This window comes from Nocardia niwae NBRC 108934 = DSM 45340, from assembly GCF_001613465.1.
Taxonomy (GTDB): domain Bacteria; phylum Actinomycetota; class Actinomycetes; order Mycobacteriales; family Mycobacteriaceae; genus Nocardia; species Nocardia niwae.
In genome coordinates this window covers 22,789-41,542 of sequence record NZ_BDCK01000047.1, presented here as the reverse complement: position 1 = coordinate 41,542, position 18,754 = coordinate 22,789, and the positions used below count along the sequence as shown (strand labels likewise).

At 66.6% G+C, this 18,754-nt stretch carries 17 protein-coding genes and 1 other RNA gene; 7 read left to right on the top strand and 11 right to left on the bottom strand.

The annotated features are described in order from the left end of the window. The first annotated feature begins 7 nt into the window (after window positions 1-7). Complete coding sequence (locus tag NNI01S_RS29440) at window positions 8-697, top strand: DUF899 domain-containing protein (RefSeq protein ID WP_063024168.1); 690 nt, start codon at window positions 8-10, stop codon at window positions 695-697. A gap of 172 nt (window positions 698-869) precedes the next feature. Here NNI01S_RS29440 and NNI01S_RS29435 read toward each other — a convergent pair whose 3' ends face one another. The 3 genes from NNI01S_RS29435 to ssrA all read right to left on the bottom strand — a co-directional run bounded on the left by NNI01S_RS29435 (window position 870) and on the right by ssrA (window position 3,579). Then, the gene (locus NNI01S_RS29435) at window positions 870-1,400 is read right to left on the bottom strand and encodes an RloB family protein (RefSeq protein ID WP_218019278.1); all 531 of its coding nucleotides are present in this window, start codon (window positions 1,398-1,400) and stop codon (window positions 870-872) included. Between the two features lie 37 nt (window positions 1,401-1,437). Beyond that, window positions 1,438-2,790, bottom strand: coding sequence for an AAA family ATPase (locus NNI01S_RS29430; protein ID WP_063917723.1), 1,353 nt, complete (start codon window positions 2,788-2,790; stop codon window positions 1,438-1,440). A gap of 418 nt (window positions 2,791-3,208) precedes the next feature. Beyond that, window positions 3,209-3,579: a transfer-messenger RNA gene (ssrA, locus tag NNI01S_RS29425) on the bottom strand. Between the two features lie 383 nt (window positions 3,580-3,962). On the opposite strand from ssrA, the gene NNI01S_RS29420 reads away from it, so the two are divergent. Beyond that, a complete protein-coding gene (locus NNI01S_RS29420; RefSeq protein ID WP_063024164.1) occupies window positions 3,963-5,276 on the top strand; it encodes an ABC transporter substrate-binding protein in 1,314 nt (437 codons plus the stop codon). 50 nt (window positions 5,277-5,326) lie between these two features. Then, window positions 5,327-6,586 carry an ABC transporter substrate-binding protein gene (locus tag NNI01S_RS29415; RefSeq protein WP_245676415.1) on the top strand — a complete coding sequence of 420 codons (1,260 nt, stop codon included), beginning with the start codon at window positions 5,327-5,329 and terminating at the stop codon, window positions 6,584-6,586. A 184-nt stretch (window positions 6,587-6,770) separates the two neighbouring features. On the opposite strand, the gene NNI01S_RS29410 is transcribed toward NNI01S_RS29415, so the two are convergent. The 5 genes from NNI01S_RS29410 to recQ form a co-directional block, all read right to left on the bottom strand. Then, window positions 6,771-7,634: an EamA family transporter gene (locus NNI01S_RS29410; protein ID WP_174554507.1), complete on the bottom strand. Its 864-nt coding sequence runs from the start codon at window positions 7,632-7,634 to the stop codon at window positions 6,771-6,773. Further along, the gene (gene smpB, locus NNI01S_RS29405) at window positions 7,631-8,104 is read right to left on the bottom strand and encodes an SsrA-binding protein SmpB (RefSeq protein ID WP_063024160.1); all 474 of its coding nucleotides are present in this window, start codon (window positions 8,102-8,104) and stop codon (window positions 7,631-7,633) included. Before smpB ends, NNI01S_RS29410 begins: the two co-directional genes overlap by 4 nt. Window positions 8,105-8,160: 56 nt before the next feature. Next, a complete protein-coding gene (locus NNI01S_RS29400) occupies window positions 8,161-8,403 on the bottom strand; it encodes a WLR motif membrane protein (protein ID WP_063024158.1) in 243 nt (80 codons plus the stop codon). A gap of 67 nt (window positions 8,404-8,470) precedes the next feature. Beyond that, window positions 8,471-9,550 (bottom strand): metallophosphoesterase, encoded by a 1,080-nt coding sequence (locus tag NNI01S_RS29395; protein ID WP_063024234.1) that lies wholly within the window; start codon window positions 9,548-9,550, stop codon window positions 8,471-8,473. A 76-nt stretch (window positions 9,551-9,626) separates the two neighbouring features. After that, complete coding sequence (recQ, locus tag NNI01S_RS29390) at window positions 9,627-11,510, bottom strand: DNA helicase RecQ (protein ID WP_063024156.1); 1,884 nt, start codon at window positions 11,508-11,510, stop codon at window positions 9,627-9,629. 154 nt (window positions 11,511-11,664) lie between these two features. Here recQ and NNI01S_RS29385 point away from each other — a divergent pair, with 154 nt between their 5' ends. From NNI01S_RS29385 to NNI01S_RS29375, 3 genes are all read left to right on the top strand, one after another. Next, window positions 11,665-12,639 (top strand): NHL repeat-containing protein, encoded by a 975-nt coding sequence (locus NNI01S_RS29385; RefSeq protein WP_063024232.1) that lies wholly within the window; start codon window positions 11,665-11,667, stop codon window positions 12,637-12,639. A gap of 190 nt (window positions 12,640-12,829) precedes the next feature. Further along, window positions 12,830-13,435 (top strand): TetR/AcrR family transcriptional regulator, encoded by a 606-nt coding sequence (locus tag NNI01S_RS29380; protein WP_169813036.1) that lies wholly within the window; start codon window positions 12,830-12,832, stop codon window positions 13,433-13,435. Window positions 13,436-13,494: 59 nt separating this feature from the next. Continuing rightward, window positions 13,495-14,400: an alpha/beta hydrolase gene (locus NNI01S_RS29375; RefSeq protein WP_369689709.1), complete on the top strand. Its 906-nt coding sequence runs from the start codon at window positions 13,495-13,497 to the stop codon at window positions 14,398-14,400. 150 nt (window positions 14,401-14,550) lie between these two features. Here NNI01S_RS29375 and NNI01S_RS29370 read toward each other — a convergent pair whose 3' ends face one another. After that, on the bottom strand, window positions 14,551-15,777 hold the full coding sequence (locus NNI01S_RS29370) for a cytochrome P450 family protein (RefSeq protein ID WP_063024150.1): 1,227 nt from the start codon (window positions 15,775-15,777) through the stop codon (window positions 14,551-14,553). A gap of 539 nt (window positions 15,778-16,316) precedes the next feature. Here NNI01S_RS29370 and NNI01S_RS29365 point away from each other — a divergent pair. Then, window positions 16,317-17,102: a glutamine amidotransferase gene (locus tag NNI01S_RS29365; protein ID WP_063024148.1), complete on the top strand. Its 786-nt coding sequence runs from the start codon at window positions 16,317-16,319 to the stop codon at window positions 17,100-17,102. A gap of 142 nt (window positions 17,103-17,244) precedes the next feature. Here the strand turns inward: NNI01S_RS29365 and hisN are convergent, their stop codons facing one another. Both hisN and NNI01S_RS29355 read right to left on the bottom strand, forming a co-directional pair. After that, complete coding sequence (hisN, locus tag NNI01S_RS29360) at window positions 17,245-18,066, bottom strand: histidinol-phosphatase (RefSeq protein WP_063024146.1); 822 nt, start codon at window positions 18,064-18,066, stop codon at window positions 17,245-17,247. Between the two features lie 81 nt (window positions 18,067-18,147). After that, window positions 18,148-18,744: an NADPH-dependent FMN reductase gene (locus NNI01S_RS29355; protein ID WP_063024144.1), complete on the bottom strand. Its 597-nt coding sequence runs from the start codon at window positions 18,742-18,744 to the stop codon at window positions 18,148-18,150. Window positions 18,745-18,754 lie beyond the last annotated feature (10 nt).

The following is an 18,754-nucleotide window of genomic DNA, read 5'->3' as shown; positions in this document are numbered from 1 at the left end:
GACCTCCATGAGCACCACGGCACTGCCGCCCGTTGTCGACGCCGATACCTGGCAGCGCGAACTCGAAGCGCTGCGTGCCCGGGAGAAGGCCGCGACCCGGGAACTCGACGCGATCGCCGCCCAGCGCCGCCGCCTGCCGATGGTCGAGCTGCCCGACTACACCCTCGAGGGTGAGGAAGGAGCAGTCCGGCTGGTGGACCTCTTCGGCGGAACGTCCCAACTGATCGTCTACCACCACATGTGGTTCCCCGGCGAGCAATGGCAATGCGGAGGCTGCACCGGATTCACGGCTCAGTTCACCCGGTTGGAGTTCCTGAGCAACTACGACGCCCGGTTCGTCATCGTCACCCAGGGGCCGATCGATGAGGCGCTCGCCTACAAGCGGCGGGTCGGAAACAAGATGACCTGGTATTCCACCGCGAACAGTTCCTTCGGCGCCGATGTCGGCGCACCGCCCGGCGGGGGATTCGCGGTCAACGTCTTCCTCCGTGACGGCGCCACCGTCTACCGCACCTGGCACACCAACGGCCGCGGCACCGAACAACTCAGCCACTCCTTCGCCCTGATCGACCTGCTGCCATACGGCCGCCAGGAAGAATGGCAGGACTCCCCGGACGGCTGGCCACAATCCCCCACCTACAGCCGCTGGAGCAGCTCCCAGGACATCGCCGCAGCGTACGGCGAGCCGGATGCGTGAAGTTTGCTGTTGACCGAACGCAACACTGACGCAGGGGGCCGGGGGCGAAGCCCGCCGGGCGAGGCGTGGGGCTGCGCCCGCAAAAAATACGGCGAAACGATGCAAAGACCACGCCCTCCGCGGGCATGGCTCTTACCTCCGTGCCCGTCGAATCCGGCGCCCCCCGAAGTCGCTACCGATCGGGAAATCCAGGCAGCATGAGTTCTACCAGCTTCCACACACCCGTCGACGGATTGGTGCGATAATTTTCGCCGCCGTCCACGCTCCGCGACTTCGCGCGGCGCACTGCTTCCTGCACACCCTCGATGTAGTCCGCGAAACGGGGTGCAGACTTGTCATATGCCGGAAGGTGCTTTTTGAGCCGCTTTTCGACGTCTCGAAAACTCGTCAGGGCGGCATCGTAATTCTCGAAATGAAGTAGCAGCCAATACTCGAAACACGGATTCGATACCGCGAGATCAATTTTCGACGTCCGCGCCATTCGGATCGCTTCGGAGTAGTCGAACTCGTCGACGTCGAGGACGCACCAGATCTGGTCGTAGTCTGCGCGTTGCCTCGCCGCGAAGGCAACGACGCGCTTGGGATCCTCCGGGCGCACCGTCACCACGGACTTTGTTGCCGGATTGCGCAGGTACCGACGTAGACCGTGGAAGTACGCCGGCTCGGTGGCTTCGCCGCCACAGACGATCAGGATCAGCGTCACCGGATCACGGAACGGAGCCCGTCGACGGCGCGAGTTCTCACGCCGGGTGGGCATGCCGCAAAGCCTCCGCAAGCCGATGGAAGTCGACCTGCGGGATCGCACCGAAACTTCCTCCGAGATAGCGGCGTTCGAGATTGTGCTCGTTACGCGGCTTGTAATCGGTCAACGGATAGAGTGAGCTGACCCCTTCCGCGTCCTTCTCGACGAACCACACCTGATCGCGGCGCAGCAATCCATCGGGACGGACGACCGTACCGAGGAGGGAAGAGTCGTGCGTCGTCAGGATCAGTTGCGCGCCATGAGGATTGGTCTCATCCGACTGGAACAGTTCGATCAGCGATGCGGTGAGCAGCGGATGAAGACTGGTGTCGATTTCATCGATGACGAGAACGCGCCCATGATCGAGCGCGTCCAGAACTCCGGGCAAGATCTCGAGCCAGGCGATGGTGCCGGCGGACTCCTGCTCCAGCGGCAGCACGGCTCCTTCGCTACCGTGATGAACGAATACCAGTGGAGGCAACGCGCGAGCTACACCTTCCCCGTACACATCGGGCACCACAGGAGCGCTCTCCGGCGAGTCATCGATTTTCGGTTCACTTCTCGAAGTGAACTCATCGAGCATTTTCAGCCCTGTGATGTCGAGCCGTTGTCCGGGCGGGATGGAATCGAGCAGAGCCTCAGGAACGACAGGTGTATCGATGGCGGCAATTCCGAAGTCCGCCTCTTGAACCAACTCCACCAACCGGGCCCCATCTGCCACCGAACCACTGAGCAGAACTCTACGCAGGCGACGAGCGATCGCTGCGGTCGAAGCACGCCGCCCGTCCGGCAGGATCAGCGTTTCACGGAACCAGCGGTGTACCGGTCGGAACATATCCGGCTTGGCTTGGGCCACAGCACTCAGGAACAAGGCATTTGGCCGGGTGAGCTCCTGTAGGACTTTGAGCTGAGCCCGATGTTCGGCCATCACCGACCCGGAGCTGTACTCGTCCCCGGTCCGTTGGAACAACACCCGCCTACGCTTCTCCGGATAGCTGAAAAGCCATTCCTCGAGCACTCTGTCATTATCGACCGTGAACCCATACGTCCACGGAATCCCGTCGGCCACGATCTCGACGACGTAAGTCGACGCCACGGAGAACATGTGACTCGTCCGAAAGCTATAAGGAGTGCGTGGAACACCCGCGAATGGCTCCCACTGGGAGAACGACTGGGTCACCGCCCGCTGCATGAACCGGAGTCCATCCAACAGGTTGGACTTGCCCGAGGCGTTCGCCCCATACACCGCGGCAACCGGAACCGCAGGCCGATCGTCAGCGGCAGGCATCAGCAGCAACTCGTTCTCGTCCGCAAACGAACGGTGGTTGCCGACCCTGAAGCTACGAAGCATCTGCCACCTTCCGACACCGAGTTGAAGGGCGTTTCTAACAGTATAGCTGCAAGATACACCCCGGAAGGCTTCATATGTCTCACTCAGGGCACGTCGATCGATGGAGCCACGTGCCAGCATCGACGCCGACATGAGAACTGTGACGGCCCACCTGCTGCGCCACACTGCGCCGTCGCTCACTGATCGCAAGCGGCGCGTGTGAAGACGATCCAACGCCAGCTCGGCCTCGAGTCGGCGACCATGACGCTCGACAAGTACGGACACCTGTTCGACGACGACCTGGACAGCGTGGCCGATTTCATGGGCGCCGGATTGCGCGATGCCGCGGCGAGATGTTCCCACATGCGCCCACGCGGCCCGACCTACAGGTGGTCGGGCATAAAAATGCCCCCGACCTGCTGGTATCAGGTCGGGGGCCTCGTGGAGCTGCCGGGAATCGAACCCGGGTCCTCCGCCGCGTCTTCAGGGCTTCTCCGTGTGCAGTCCGCTGTGCCTCTGCTCGGATCTCCGGGTCCCGCGAACAAGCCCGGATGACGATCCCAGTCGCTGTTCGATGTCCCGTCCTACTCCGCGACCGAGTAGAACGGTGAGCCCTCTAGCTGATGCCGGCACCGGAGCCGAGGGCATGCCCCGGGCCGACAGAGACGCTTCGCTGGTTAGGCAGCGAGAGCGTACTCGCGCTGATGAGAATCGGCGCTTAATTGGTTGCAACGACGCTTACGGTGGTCTCTTGCCTGCACCGACACGCTTCCCCTGAATCAACGTACGCAGTCGAAACCGTTCAGCCCCGTACGCCCCGGCGCCTTGCCGGGCTGTCCATGTTAACACCGTCGTGAGCGGGGATCATCCCGATATCGGGCGGTGGCGACGGCCACAGCCGCGACCGTTCCGAGGCGCGGTCGGTGCAGCTCGCTAGCACAGGTCAGCGGCGTATTTCCGATCACCCGTAGGGCGGGTCGCAGCCATCCGGGTGTTCCGGCCGGACCGGATGTCGTCGAGATCCCACGAGCAGTGCCTCGTCGGCGGTGGGCCCGGACGGCGCCTTCGCCACCCAACCCTTCCCGGATGCTGGTAGTCGATTCCTCGGGTCAGGCGACGAACCCGACTTACACTGCACGAGCCGTACGATCGGCTCTGAGCAGCGGATCTCGATTTCAGACTAAGGAAACACTTTGGCAGTTCGTACCATTCGGGACAGGTTGCTGCGCCTGTCCGCCCTCACCGTCATCGCCGGGCTCGTCCTGACGGGGTGTTCGGCCCTGCGCGACAAGGCGGCCGAAGCGATCGAACCGGGTGTCACCGCCGACCCGTGTCCGAATGCCGTGGACTCCCGCAAGGGGTGTATCTACCTCGGCGTCTTGTCCGACTTGACGAGTGGGCCGTTCGCCGCGCTGGGCAAGGACATTCAGAACGGCCAACTGGCGTTCTGGCGGGCGGTGAACGAAGCGGGTGGAATCGGCGGCAAATACGAGGTGGACATCGCCACCTATACCGAGGACACGAACTACGATCTGCAGAAGCACGCCGAGGCCTACCGGCGGATCGAGCCGCACATCCTCGCGCTCTCGATGAGCTTCGGCACCGTGCAGACGCAGAAGGTACTTCCCGAGATGGACGCGGCGAACATGATCGCCATTGCCGGAACCCTGTGGTCGGGGTGGCAATTCGAGAACAGTGACAAGGGTCTGCTGCTGGAGTCCGGCTATTCCTATTGTTCCGAGGCGATCATCGCCCTGGACTGGATCGCCGAGCACGAAGCGAAGCCCAACTCGATCGCCACGGTCAGCTACCAGGGCGACTACGGCGGCGACTATGCCACCGGCGCCAAGAAGTGGGCCTCCGCCAACCGTGTCGACATGGTGGCGCAGATCGACACCGAGCCGAACACCCAGATCGGCAATCAGGATGCCGCGGTCGCCAAGATCCTCAATTCGCATGCGGATCTCGTGCTTCTGGCCACGGGCCCCGCGGAGGCGGGCGAGATCATGGGCAAGGCGGCGCTGGCCGGCTTTCCCGGCAGGTTCCTCGGCTCGGGTCCGACCTGGAACGGCGGGCTGCTGAAAAGCCCTGCGGCATCGGCGATCACGGCTCGCTACAACATGACTTCGCCACTGGACGGCTGGGACGGCACCAGCGCGGGCGCCAAGAAGGCCAGGGCCTCGGCGACCAGAGAGCCCTCCACCTGGGGTTACAGCGCCGGCTGGATGTTCTCGTATCCGCTGAAGGCGCTGCTCACCCGAGCGGTCAACGAGGGCAAGCTGACCCGCAAGGGCGTCCGGCAGGCGGTGCACGGGTTGCGCGTCGATTACGAAGGCGCGATTCCCGAACACATCTACGGCACGACGAAACCCGACCTCACCCGGCAGCGGGCGGTCATCGAAGCACCGGATCAGACCGCGCCGCTGGGCGCGAAGACCCTGTCCACCGATTACCACGGGCCGACCCAGGACCGCATCACCCTCACCGAGCCCTGCGTGCAGCCGTAAGCGAGCGAGACATGCCTTTTCACCACATTTTCCGTCGGCTGCTCCGTGTCGTGGCCGCTCCCCTGGCGCTCGGGCTGGTACTGACCGGCGGCTGTTCGACCTCCTCACCCGCCGCCGCGCCCGGCGTCACCCGCGAAGCCTGCCCGCACGCGATCCACCCCGACAAGGGCTGTATCTACCTGGGCGTTCTGTCGGACCTGAACAACGGCCCCTTCGCTCCGCTCGGGAAGTCCTTGCAGGAAGGGCAACTCGCGTTCTGGAACGAGGTGAACAAGCAGGGCGGTATCGGCGGATACGAGATCGACATCGCGACCTACAGCCGCGACACCGCCTACGACCCACGCAGGCACGTCGCGGAATTCGAGAACGTGGCCCCCCATGTGCTGGCCCTCGCGATGAGTTTCGGTACCGCGCAGACACTCGCGGTCCTGCACGAGATGGACGAGGCGGACCTGGTGACCGGGGCGGGCACACTCTGGTCGGGTTGGCAGTACCGCTCCACCGACCGCGATCTGGTGCTGGACGACGGATTCTCGTATTGCACGGAGGCGGTGCTCGGCCTGGACTGGTTCGCGCAGAGCTACTACCAGCCGCGCACGCTCGGGGTGGTCGCCTACCGCGGCAATTACGGCGGTGACTACGCCAGCGGGGCGCTCAAGTGGGCGCTGGACAACGGCGCGACGATCACCGCGCGGATCGACACCGGACCCAATCCGGAAGTGGGCAACCAGGACTACCCGGTGGCCGAGATCATGGCCGACCCGCCCGACGTGGTCCTGCTGGCCACCGGACCGGCCGAAGCCGCCGAAATCGTCGGCAAATTGGCGAAATCCGGCTATACCGGCCGGTTCCTCGGATCCACGCCGACGTGGAACAGCGCACTGCTCAAGTCGCCCGCCGCGCCCGCGCTCACGGCGCTCTACAACTACACCTCGCCGTTCGACGGCTGGGACGGCACGAGCCCCGGAGCGCAGCGCGCCAGGAACGCCGCCCCGAGCGAACCGACGAATTTCGGCTACAACCTGGGTTGGGCGATCTCGTATCCGATGAAGGCGCTGCTCACCAAGGCAGCCGAGACGGGCGGCCTGGACCGGCCGACGCTGCGCAAGGCCCTGGCCGGCCTCACTGTCGATTCCGAGGGAATGGCGGCGCCGCAGATATACGGGCGGGAAGAACCCGACGTCGCGGCGCAGCGCGCGGTGGTCAACGTGCCCGACCCGTCCACGTCGCTGGGTTCACGCACCGTGGTCGCCGACTACCGCAGTCCCACCTTGAAGCGGATATCGATGCGCGAGCCGTGTACGCGGTGATCCGCGCGCTCGGCTTGCGTCGGTAACGACTCGCGAGGGCAGGTGCGGCTCGGGTCGGCACGGGAACTCGGGCCACGTCTTCCGCACTCAGGCGTCGGCGATTCGTCGCCGTCGCCTGAGTGGCGCGGTCTCGGTACGGCCCATCCTGACCTCGGCGACAGCGCCTGTCCCTGGCCGGTGCGAACTACGCTGCGGCGATGAGCGCGACCGCGGCCAGCGCCAGTACCAATCCGGCCTGCTGCTGCCGGTGGACCCGCTCGCCGAGCAACACCATCGCCATCAGCACGGTCACGGCCGGATAGAGCGAGCCGATCACGCTCACCAGCGACAGCAGCGATCCGTGAAACGCGTACAGCAGCGCCGCGTTGCTGAGAACGTCCAAGGCGCTGATATAGCAGGCCAGCCGAAGCGGTTCGCCGCGCAACCGCCCGAAATCCCGGGCCGCCAGAGCCGTCAGCCACACCATCGCGGTGGCCGCGAGGCGCTGCATGAGCAGCGGCCACAGACCCGAGTCCGCCGAAGTCTCGTGCAAGAAGACGAAGGCCCATCCGTACGCGATGCCCGAACCCACGGTCAGCGCGGCGACCTTGCGGGTGAAACGCAGTTCGCGTCCGCCGGTGATCTCCTCCGTCACGTCGTCCGGCGACTCCCGGCTCACCAGGAGCACGGCGACCAGCGCGAACACGATGCCGGCGAAGGCGAGCGGACCGGGTCGCTCGCCGGTCGCCAGCCCGGCGAGCACCGGGATGCCCGCGACCAGCACCGCGGTCAGCGGTGACACCACTGCCATCGGACCGCTGGCCAGCGCGGCATAGAACCACCACACCGCGACACCGCTGGCGACGCCGGCGGCCGCACCCCACCACAGCGACGCCGCGTCCGCGCTACCGGACACGAACGGCAACAGCGCGAGAACCAGCAGCACCGAGAACGGATAGGAGTAGATGGTCACCCGCAGCGCGGTCACCCGCCGCGACGCCACACCGCCGTAGAAATCGCTCACGCCATAGCCCACCGCGGCTGCCAGCGCGAGCAGGACGGCCGTCACCGCATGCCTTTGACCCGCCGTCCTAGTTCGCGGGTGACCTCTCGCTCGGCGGTGCGCCGGGCCAAGTCCTGGCGCTTGTCGTAGTCCTGCTTGCCCTTGGCCAGCGCCAGCTCGACCTTCACCTTGCCGTCGGAGAAGTACATCGACAGCGGCACCAGCGTCTGGTTGCCCTCCCTCGACTTGCCGACCAACCGCTCGATCTCGCGCTTGTGCAGCAGTAGCTTGCGCACCCGGCGCGGCGAGTGGTTGGTCCAGGTGCCGTGGCTGAACTCGGGGATGTGCAGCCCACGCAGCCACACTTCGCCGTTGTCCACCGTCGCGAACGCGTCCACCAGCGAGGCCTTGCCCTCACGCAGGCTCTTCACCTCGGTGCCGACCAGCGCGATCCCGGCCTCGTAGACGTCCAGGATCGTGTAGTTGTGCCGCGCCCGGCGGTTGGTCGCGATGACCTTGCGCCCCTTCTCCTTCATAACGGTCCACTTTAAGTGACCCGGCAACCGGATTATTCCCGCAGGTCGCGGACGCACTAACCGCCCTGATGCAGGACAAGGTAGAGCGCCAGAACGGCGAGGAACGCGACGACCAGCGCCACCGTCGACATCCGCGGTACGCCGCGGCGCGGCGGCGGTGGGCTTGGCCGCAGCCACACGTTCTCGACCGCCGGATCGTTCCTGCTGCGCACATACGGCGGCGCGTCCGGGGTCTCACCCCCCGCCGAGCCGATGGAAACATCGTCGCCCGCGTCGCTGGAACCCTCACCCGGTGCCATAGCCAGAACGGTAGCCGCCACGAGGCCGACTCGCCGCAATTCCGGCGGCGCGCAACGTAGTTGGAACTCAGGCCAGACGCCGCCGGAAGGCCTCGACGGACGCGCCGGTCGTCAGGTCGACCGTGTGCACCTGCAGGTCGACCCCGTCCTCGGTGAGCTCGAGAATCATGAAGCCCAGCTCGTGGTAGTTCTCATAGAGCGCGCTGTGGCCCGCGCTCGCCGCGAGCCGCGGTTCCGCGCCGACGGTCTTCGCGGCCGCACCGGACACGATCTGCCTGGTCCCCCTCGACGCCGCCGTGGGCTCGAGCACCTGCAGGGAGTGGTCGTGCCCGGACAGGATGAACTGACAGCGGCCGAGCACGTGGTCTTCGATGAAGCGCTGCACGTGCACGCCGTTGATCGGCTCCAGCGACAGGCCCTCGTAGCGGCCCGCGTCTCCATGCGGACCGTTGTTCAGATACGGGTGATGGGTGCAGGCGATCTTCCATGGAGCCGGCGACGCGGTGAGTGCGCGATCGAGCCAGTCGCGTTGCTCGTTCATGAACTGGCCGTCGACCGCCCAGTAGGGCGAGAAGACCGGCGGCACGTAGGCGGCCAACGGGTTGAGGTCTAGGACGAAGAATTCGACCACCGGGTTGCGCTCGGGTATCCGCACCGAGTAGTAGCGGCTCGGCATCCACCAGCGGCGAGAGTTGGCGTGGTACTCCACCTCGGCGTTGCCGCGCAGCAGCCACCCGCCGTCACCCCCGAGCACCGAGCTGTTGTCGTGATTGCCCAGCACCATCAACCAGGGGAAATCCAGCCCGGCGTTGGGGTTGTCGAATTTGTCGGTGAATTGGACGTCGGCCGCGCCGTCGGGACCGTGCTCGTAGATGTTGTCGCCGAGCCCCAATGCCAGCGAGAAGGGTTCGCGGCCGTGGATCGCACGCATGGCGTCGCAAACCGCCCACTGGGTGCGGGTGCCGGTGCCCGCGTCGCCGGTCACCAGCACCCGCACCCGGCGCTCGGCCGGGAAGGGGAACTTGGCGACCCCCTCGGCGACGGGTACCGCGTGCGCAGGGGTGCGCCCGGCCACTGTCGCCCCGGCCGCAAGGGTGGCCGCACCGGTCAAGAACGTCCGACGTCCGATCGTCTCGCTCCGACTCACGCTGTCCTCCACAGTCTTCGATGGCGATCGCCGTCGACCATCCTCGCCCACCAGTGATCTGCGTGACGGTAGCGGCTCATCCGGCCGCGAGCACTTCGAGCACCTGTTCGCCGTACTTCGCGAGTTTGTTCTCGCCGACACCGCTGACGCCGCCGAGCTGGGCGAGACTCGCGGGTTTGTGCGCCGCGATCTCCCGCAGAGTGGCGTCGTGGAAGACGACATAGGCGGGCACACCCTGCTCCTTCGCGGTGGCCGCGCGCCATTCGCGCAACTTCTCGAACAGCGGCAGGTCGGTGGGTGACAGGTCGACGGAAGCCGCCTTGGCCGCCTTCGCGGCCCGCGCGGGCTTGGTCGCGCGCTCGGGCTCGCGGCGTAGCAGGACTTGCCGTCCGTCGAACAGCACCTCGCTGCTGGCCTCGGTGAGCGTCAGCACTCCGTAGTCGCCGTGCACGGCCAGCAGCCCGTGGGCCAGCAGCTGTCGTACCACGCCACGCCATTCCGTGTCGCGCAGGTCGGTGCCGACGCCGAACACCTTCAGCTCATGGTGGTCGTACTGCACCACCTTGGGGTTCTTCTTGCCGAGCAGGATGTCCACGATGTGGCCCGCTCCGAAGCTCTGGCCGCGTTCTCGCTTCAGCCGCAGCACCGTGGACAGCAGTTTCTGCGCGGCCACGGTGCCGTCCCAGGATTGGGGTGGGGACAGGCAGGTGTCGCAGTTGCCGCAGGGCAAGCCGGGCTCGCCGAAGTAGGCGAGCAGCTGGGTGCGCCGGCAGCCGACCGTCTCGCACAGTGCGAGCATCGCGTCCAAGTGCAGCTGCAGCTGGCGGCGGTGCGCGGCGTCCCCCTCGGAGGAGTCGATCAGCTTGCGCTGCTGCACCACGTCGTTGAGGCCGTAGACCATCCATGCCGTGGAGGGCAGCCCGTCGCGCCCGGCGCGACCGGTCTCCTGGTAGTACCCTTCGACCGATTTCGGCAGGTCGAGGTGGGCGACGAAGCGCACATCGGGTTTGTCGATGCCCATGCCGAACGCGATGGTCGCCACGACGACCAATCCGTCTTCGCGCAGGAAGCGCGACTGGTTCGCCGCGCGGGTGCGATTGTCCAAGCCCGCGTGGTAGGGCACCGCGGTGACGCCGTTCTCGGTGAGAAAGGCCGCGGTCTTCTCCACCGAGTTGCGCGAGAGGCAGTAGACGATGCCGGCGTCGCCGGAGTGTTCGGTGCGGATGAATTCCAGCAGCTGACGCTCGGGACGGTTCTTCGGCTCGATCCGGTACTGGATGTTGGGCCGGTCGAAGCTGGAGACGAACCGGCGTGCGGTTCCGAGGTCGAGACGCTGGATGATCTCATCGCGCGTCTTCTCGGTGGCGGTCGCGGTCAGCGCGATCCTGGGTACGTCCGGCCACCGCTCGTGCAGGAGGGAAAGACCCAGGTAGTCGGGCCGGAAGTCGTGACCCCACTGAGAAACACAGTGCGCCTCGTCGATGGCGAACAGTGCGACCTTGCCGCGATCCAGCAGCTGCGCGGTGGAGTCCAGCCGCAACCGCTCCGGAGCGAGATAGAGCAGATCGAGTTCGCCCGCGACGAACTGCGCCTCGATGGTGCGGCGCTCGTCGGGGTACTGCGTGGAGTTGAGGAACCCTGCGCGCACGCCCAGTGCGCTGAGCGCGTCCACTTGATCCTGCATGAGGGCGATCAACGGGGAGACCACCACTCCGACGCCGGGGCGCACCAGCGCGGGGACCTGATAGCAGAGGGACTTGCCGCCGCCGGTCGGCATGAGCACCAGCGCGTCGCCGCCGTCGATCACGTGCTGGACGATCGCCTGCTGGTCGCCGCGGAAGCTGTCGTAACCGAAGACTCGGCGTAGAACCTGTTGCGCCGCAACGGGTCCGGCGTCCGAACCGGACGCGACTTCGGTCGCCACAGCCGCGAAATCATCGGGGGGAGTCACCCGGCCCATCCTACGAGCGCCCGAACGGCCGGTACCCGTACGGTTCGGCGTTCGCCCTGCTGAGCCGCCGAGTTGTGCACATGGGGACAACCGACCTGGAAGCTCGTCGTCGACATCCATTCGGGGCCTTCCCGGCTGATTCGGCGCTGTTATGTTGTCGCTCATGGCGAAAGGGATAGGGATTCGGGCACACGCGGCGGCGATAGTCAGCGCCGCCGCCGTGATCGCCGGAATCACCGCGGCGATGCCGGCAGCGCGAGCGGAAACATTTCCCGCCCGGTGCTCGGACGGCTGGGAGACCACGACCGTCGTCGAAGGAGCCGGCAATCTGGAGAATCTCGATTCCGACGGACTGGGCGGGTTCTACGTGACCGGGCTCATGGACGGCTACCTGGCGCACGTCGACCGGGCGGGACGGATGGAGAAGCTGGTCACCGACCTGCACCGCCCGGCGGGCGTGCGCGTCGCGGGGCGGTACGTCTACTTCCTCACCGGGGACGGGCTCAGCGAACCACCGGGCACGTTGCAGCGCTACGACACCGAGACCGGTGCGGTAGGCGTCCTGCTGACCGGACTGAACGGGCCCAACGGCCTGTTGTCGCTGCCGGATGGCAGCCTGCTGTTCACCACCATCGGCCTGAGCGGTCCTAGCGGGATCTCGCGCTACTGGCCCGAGACCAGCGAGTACGAGCGGGATTGGTCGGCGCTGCCGCCCTCCAACGGCCTCGCGCTGGCCGCGGACGGCGAATCCGTCTACGTCGACACCATGACACTGCAGATCCTGCGCGTCCGGCTGGACGATCCGGCTCATCCCACCGTCGTATCCGGCATCCCGGACCTCGTCGCGCTGCCCGACGACATGGAGGCCACCCGCGCGGGGGCGCTGTTCGTCGCCGATCACGTACTCGGCGCCGTTTATCAGGTCGATACGACGACCGGCGCCACCTGCGCGATCATCACGGGCTTGATCAAACCCGGCCCGGTGCGCAACCCACCGGACGGCGCCACGTCGGTGCGCATCGCCCGTGACGGAGATTCCTGGGCGCTGTTCGTCACCAGCATGGACGGCACCCTGCGCCGCCTGCGCCCCCCGGCCGGGATAGATCTCACTCCGGCGACTCCGGCACGATCCCGTTAGCGCTGCCTGGGCCGGGGTGAGTGGTGGCCGCGGCGCCGGTGATGGATCACCGGCTCGGCGCGGGTTGGCGCCGTGGCCGACCCGATGTGGTCGGCGCGATGGAGACCCGGTCGGCAAAGGCCGGCGGCGGCATCCGATGGGCCGGGGTGGAGCAGCGACCTCCGCGCGTGGGCCTGGGTACGGTGAGCGCATGCCGGACAGCACCGCTCCTCCCCGAATCGGACGGCCGCGTGACACCCGGGTGGACACGGCGTTATTGGCTGCGGCCGCGCGATTGATCGCCGAGCGCGGATACGGAGCGCTCACTCTGCAGGCCGTAGCCGACGAGGCGGGGACCAGCAGACCGGCGCTCTACCGTCGCTATGCAGATCGGGCCGACCTGGTCGTATCGGTTCTGATCGACCGTTACGGACTCCACCCCGGCGCCGAGGATCTGGGCGGCATCGAGGCGGAGTTGCTGGGCATCCAGCGGCATCAAATGGAGTTGTTCAACGATCCGGTCCTACGCCGGGCTCTGCCAGGTCTGCTCGAAGACCTCCACCGCACTCCCGACCTCGCGCGCCGGTTCCACGAGCAATTCCTGCGCCCTCGGCGAGCATCCACCGCGACGATCCTCGATCGTGCAGTGGCGCGGGGGGAGATCGCCGCAGGAGTGGATTCGGAGTGGCTCTGCGATCTGATCACCGGGCCGATGCTGATGCGGGCGCTCATGCCCGCACTCGGTCCGATCGACGAGGAGTTCGTGCTGCTCACCGTGCGCTCGGCCCTCGCCGCGGTGGACTATCGCACAACCTGACCATCCTGTGGTTGACATCACATTCGACTCCGCTTAATTTCATTACGAAACGCAATGTAATGAAAGGCACGGCTATGCGGACGGACATCGAATTCCTCAGCGGCGGAGCGACCCTGCGTGGCTGGCTGTACCGGCCGGAACGCGCTTCGAACAGGACCCCGGTGGTTGTGATGACACATGGCTTCGCAGGCGTGAAGGAATGGGTGGCTCCGTTCGCCGAGGTCTTCAGCAACGCCGGACTGGCCTGTCTGGTCTACGACCACCCCGGCTTCGGAGCTTCCGACGGCGAACCCCGGCAGGAGGTCGACCCGGTACGCCAGATCGAGGGTTACCGCGATGCGATCACCTTCGCCCAGACATTGGACGGCATCGACCCGGACCGCATCGGCGTCTGGGGGACCAGCTACGCGGGCGGTCATGTACTCGTCGTCGCCGCCACCGACCGGCGCGTACGCGCCGTGGTATCGCAAGTGCCCCTCACCGACGGCTGGGCGACTTTCCGCAGCCTGGTCCCCTCGATCATGCTCCCCACCGTCCATGCTGCGATTGCCGCCGACCGCCGCGCCCGCGCTTCAGGCACGCCGCACGAGATGATCAAGGCGGCTTCCGACGACCCCGCCGAGTTCGTGGCAATGCCGGGTACCGAGGTCTACGAATGGTTGATGGCCCATGGCCCGCAGGTTCCTACGTGGCGCAACGAGGTCACTCTGTCCAGCGTCGACAAATTCCAGTCCTACGCGCCGGAAGCGTTCGTAGGGCGAGTCTCCCCCACCCCGCTGCTGATGGTGATCGCCGATCAAGACACCCTGACGCCGAGCGATATCGCGCTGCGTAGCTACGCCGAGGCACTCGAGCCCAAGCAACTCGCTCTGATCCCGGGCGGCCACTTCGCCGTCTACGAAGAGCAATTCCAACGAGCGTCCTGCGTCGCCCGCGACTTCCTGCTCGCCAAGCTCAGCGCCTGAAGTTCGGCCGGACCGCCGCCTTTCGCCCCTGGCCGAGCCGGTCGAGCTTCCACGCGCGTGAAGCGCATCAACCACCGACTACCGAACCCGTGAACTCTCCGTGCGGTCGGCACACCGAGGCCCATCTCGGCGAGGTTCGCCGACGGACGATCAGCAGGACACGGTTGCTTTCGCCATAGGCTCGAGGTGCACCGGGAGGGCGAGCGGTCCGCAGGTGATGAACTGCGGGCTGAGCGGAATGGAGCCGGGGTCGCACGCCAAGTTCAGCCGGGGAAAGCTGCCGAACAGCATCGACAGTGCCACGCGGCCCTCCAGTCGCGCCAACGGCGCGCCGAGACAGAAATGCGGTCCTCGGCCGAAAGCCAATTGGTCCCGGTGATCGTGGTCGATATCGAAGACATCGGCGTCCGGGTACCGTTGCGGATCTCGTCCGACCCCGGCATACCAGCCCACGATCGCCCCCGCGGGAATATCGATCCCGGCAATGGTGACGTCCCGCAGCGCGTACCGATTGAACATGACGCAGGCCGACGAACGGAAACGCAGGATTTCCTCCACGACGTCCGACCACCGGTCCTCTGCGCTGGCTCTGGCCAGTTGCGCGGGGTGCGAGCACAACGCGACTACCGCGTTGCCCAGCAGGTGCACCGTCGTCTCGTGACCGGCGATGATCACCAACCACAAGGTCTGGACCAGTTCGTCGTCGGTCAACCCGCTCTCGCGATTGGCCTGTACGAGGGCGGAAGTCAGGTCGTCACCGGGAGCGCGGCGCTTGCGGTCCAGCAATTCGGTGAGGTACGCCAGCATTTCCGCCACCGCCGCCTGAGTTTCCTCGCCTGTGCTGGTATGAGCGACCACCGTCGTGGTCCAGCGCCGGATCTGGGGTTGTTCGTCTGACGGCACGCCGAACAGCTCACAGATCACCCGCACCGGGAGTGGTGTGGTGAAGCAGGAGACCAGATCGAGCTCGCCGGCGTGGTCGCAAAGACCGTCGATGAGTTCGGCGGTGATCTGCCGGATCCGGGGTTCGAGCGCGGCTACTCGACCGGGACTGAACGCTCGGCCGATCGTCTTGCGCACTCGCCGGTGATCGTCGCCGTCCTTATTGAGCATGTGGTCGATGTCGGTCAACGCACGCAGTGGCCAGTCCGGCGGTATGGTCCCGTCGTGGAGTGCGGGGCAGTTCCGGGCGCTCTTACTGAAGAGCGTGCCGTCGCCGGCGAGGATCTCGCTCACCGCCTGGTGACCGACCGCCAACCAGGCCGCCACCTTCCCGGGCAGTTCGATCGGCACGACCGGCCCGCGCCCGCGGATTCGCTCATATGTCTGGAACACCGACTCTCCAGCGGTGGGCAGCTGGATGAAGGACTCGGTCACAACGTCTCCCATGTATCCGAACAGTGGTCCCGCACGCAGGTGAACCGGGTGCGGTGCATGTGAGTGTGAGCCGTCCCGCCCGACTCGGGCGCGGAACCAGAATCCTCTGCCCCAGAACGGAATTCCTCGTAGCGAAACCAATGGAACGCGGGCCGCCGGGAGGGACCGGCACCAGCGAACCGAAGCGACGACGTGCCGCCACGGCGAATGCTTCCCTCGACGGAGTCGTGCACGCTCGACCGGTGAGGAGGGCCGGCGGCCCGGCGGTCGGCTTCCCGACACGGACGAGGCTGGGCCGAACTCCAGCGATAAACCACCAGGCGCCGAGGCCCAGTTGCCCGGTTCAGTGCGGCGACGAGTCGGGGTTCACCGCACGGTGACAAGCGGGCGGACGGCGGAACGCTCCGGCGGCCGCCTGGGTCGCGAATCTCCGGGTAATCCGATCGTGTGAACCGAACAAGTAACCGGACTATCGTCGGGACAGCGATGAGGGTGCACGTGACGGTATACGACCGTGTGGTGGAGGCCGAGGTGGACATATGACCACATCCAAGCCGTGTCTACTTCTGCAGTTGCGGCCGGAGTGTGCGGCCGCGGACGACGAATACCGAGCGACTCGGAGAGCTTCCCGACTCGGGGCCGACGAGCTGATACGCATACGGATGGACGAAGGATTGCCGGACATCGATATCGATGATTTTTCGGCGGTCATCGTGGGTGGCGGACCGAGCAATGTCAGCTGTCCGCACGACCAGAAATACGACTATCAGAAGAAGTTCGAGCCGAAACTCAGGCGGATTGTCCGCGAGATTCTGGCCCGGGATTTCCCGTACTTCGGCGCCTGCTATGGCCTGGGGATCCTGGCCGATGTCATGGGCGGCAAGGTGAGCACCGAGCGGTTCAGCGAGACGGCGGGCGCGCAGACGATGACCTTGACCGACCGAGGTGCCGCCGACCCTCTGCTGGAGAACCTGCCGCATTCGTTCCGCGCGTTCGTCGGGCACAAAGAAGCTTGTCAAGAAGTGCCGCCCGGTGCGGACTTGCTGGTGGCGTCGGCCGGTTGCCCGGTACAGATGATCCGGGTCGGCCGAAATGTCTACGCGACCCAATTTCACCCCGAATTGGACAGCGACGGCTTGGCGCTTCGCATCGAGACCTATCGAGATGCCGGCTATTTCGATCCCGGCCAAGCCGCATACCTGACGTCCCTCGGCCGTCAGGAGTCGGTGCCAGTCCCGAGGGAAATACTGCGGCGGTTCATCGTCCGATACCGAAACCGCGGCGGTCAGCAGGAAGTCACCGGGCCGGCGGCGAGCAGCGGGTAGCCGAACTCGACGCGGCGACGGCGCGAGCCGATCGATTGCGGCGCGGCCCTGGCCGAGGCCATCGCGCGGCAGGTCGATGCCGCCGGTGTAGCCGGAGGCCTCGGGCTCGTGGAACAGGTGCGGAAGCGGCGCAACGGATCGATCAGCCGCGCAGACGCGCGAGGACCTCGTCGTGCAACAGGCCGTTGGTGGCGACGGCGTCGCCACCGTGCGGACCGGGCTTGCCGTCCAGCGCGGAGAAACGCCCGCCCGCTTCGCGCACCAGGATGTCCAGGGCGGCCAGGTCCCACAGGGAGACCTCGGGCTCGGTGGCGAGGTCGACGGCGCCTTCGGCGAGCAGGCAGTAATTGAGGAAATCGCCGTAGCCGCGCACCCGCCACACGTCGTCGGTCAGGGCGATGAACTGCTCGCGCAAGCCGCGGTCGCGCCACCCGGACAGACTGGAGAACGCGAGGCTGGCCGAACTCAGCTCGCCGACAGCGGAGACCGAGATTCGCTCGGCGGCCTGCCCTTCGAAGCTCGACCACGCGCCCGATCCCGCCGCTGCCCACCAGCGCCGGACCAGGGCCGGCGCGCTCACCACACCCACGACCGGTTCGCCGTCCTCCAGCAGCGCGATCAGCGTCGCCCAGATGGGCACGCCCCGCACGAAGTTCTTGGTGCCGTCGATCGGATCGACCACCCACTGCCTTCCGCTGAACTCGGCGGCGCCGCCGAACTCCTCACCCAGCACCGCGTCATCCGGCCGGGCTTCGGCCAGCACCTGCCGAATCGCCTGCTCCACGGCCAGATCGGCGTCCGACACGGGGGTCAGGTCCGGCTTCGCGTCGACTTTCAAATCCAGCGCACCGAAGCGGGCCCGGGTGATCGCGTCGGCGGCATCGGCCAGTCGCAGGGCGAGTTCGAGATCGGAGGAGTACACAGCCACGCCCCGCACCCTATCGGTCCGCCTGGTCACCCCCATTCGTCCCGGCGCGGACAGACCGCGACCGGAACGCCGCCCATCGGCGAGGGACACAGTGGCCACGAGACTCGCGTCGACCCCTCACCCCACGCTTTCCAGCGACCGGGCCGCGGTCAACGCGCTCGCCCACCAGTGCAGCTGGTCGAGCATCGCCGTCGCGGCGGTCGCGGGCTCATCCGGCTCGCGCAACCGGCCCTCCTCGTCGAAAAGCAGGTAGTACCGCGGGAACGACACATAGTTACGGACGGTGTGCGCGTTGAGTTCGTTGAAGATCTGGCGCAGGTGCTCGATGGCGAGCAGGCCACCGGAGGCTCCGCTGTAGCCGACGAAACCGATCGCCTTCGCGTCCCACTCGGTGAAGTGCCAGTCGATGACCGCCTTCAGCGACGCGGGGATGCTGCGGTTGTAGTCGGGCGTGACGATGACGAAGGCATCGGCGGCCGTCAGCCGCCGCGTGAGATCGGCCATGCCGTCGGGGCGCTGCGGATTCGGGTCCATCGCCGGCGGCACCGCGGGCAATTCCAGGGGAATGTCCGCCTGCGCCAAATCGATGACGTCCACCTCGAACAATCCGTGCCGCTTCGCCTGCTCGGTGAACCACGAGGCGACGACGGGCCCGAACCGGCCTTCCCGGACGCTGCCGATGATCACGGCGAGCTGGAGCGGGGTGTTGGACATGCTGTTCCTC

Coding starts and splice junctions, on each gene's coding strand:
- NNI01S_RS29375 (WP_369689709.1), top strand. CDS start 13,495: ATGAAAGGCACGGCTATGCGGACGGACATCGAATTCCTCAGCGGCGGA.
- smpB (WP_063024160.1), bottom strand. CDS start 8,104: ATGAAGGAGAAGGGGCGCAAGGTCATCGCGACCAACCGCCGGGCGCGG.
- recQ (WP_063024156.1), bottom strand. CDS start 11,510: ATGGGCCGGGTGACTCCCCCCGATGATTTCGCGGCTGTGGCGACCGAA.
- NNI01S_RS29365 (WP_063024148.1), top strand. CDS start 16,317: ATGACCACATCCAAGCCGTGTCTACTTCTGCAGTTGCGGCCGGAGTGT.
- NNI01S_RS29355 (WP_063024144.1), bottom strand. CDS start 18,744: ATGTCCAACACCCCGCTCCAGCTCGCCGTGATCATCGGCAGCGTCCGG.
- NNI01S_RS29400 (WP_063024158.1), bottom strand. CDS start 8,403: ATGGCACCGGGTGAGGGTTCCAGCGACGCGGGCGACGATGTTTCCATC.
- hisN (WP_063024146.1), bottom strand. CDS start 18,066: ATGGGGGTGACCAGGCGGACCGATAGGGTGCGGGGCGTGGCTGTGTAC.
- NNI01S_RS29430 (WP_063917723.1), bottom strand. CDS start 2,790: ATGCTTCGTAGCTTCAGGGTCGGCAACCACCGTTCGTTTGCGGACGAG.
- NNI01S_RS29440 (WP_063024168.1), top strand. CDS start 8: ATGAGCACCACGGCACTGCCGCCCGTTGTCGACGCCGATACCTGGCAG.
- NNI01S_RS29380 (WP_169813036.1), top strand. CDS start 12,830: ATGCCGGACAGCACCGCTCCTCCCCGAATCGGACGGCCGCGTGACACC.
- NNI01S_RS29385 (WP_063024232.1), top strand. CDS start 11,665: ATGGCGAAAGGGATAGGGATTCGGGCACACGCGGCGGCGATAGTCAGC.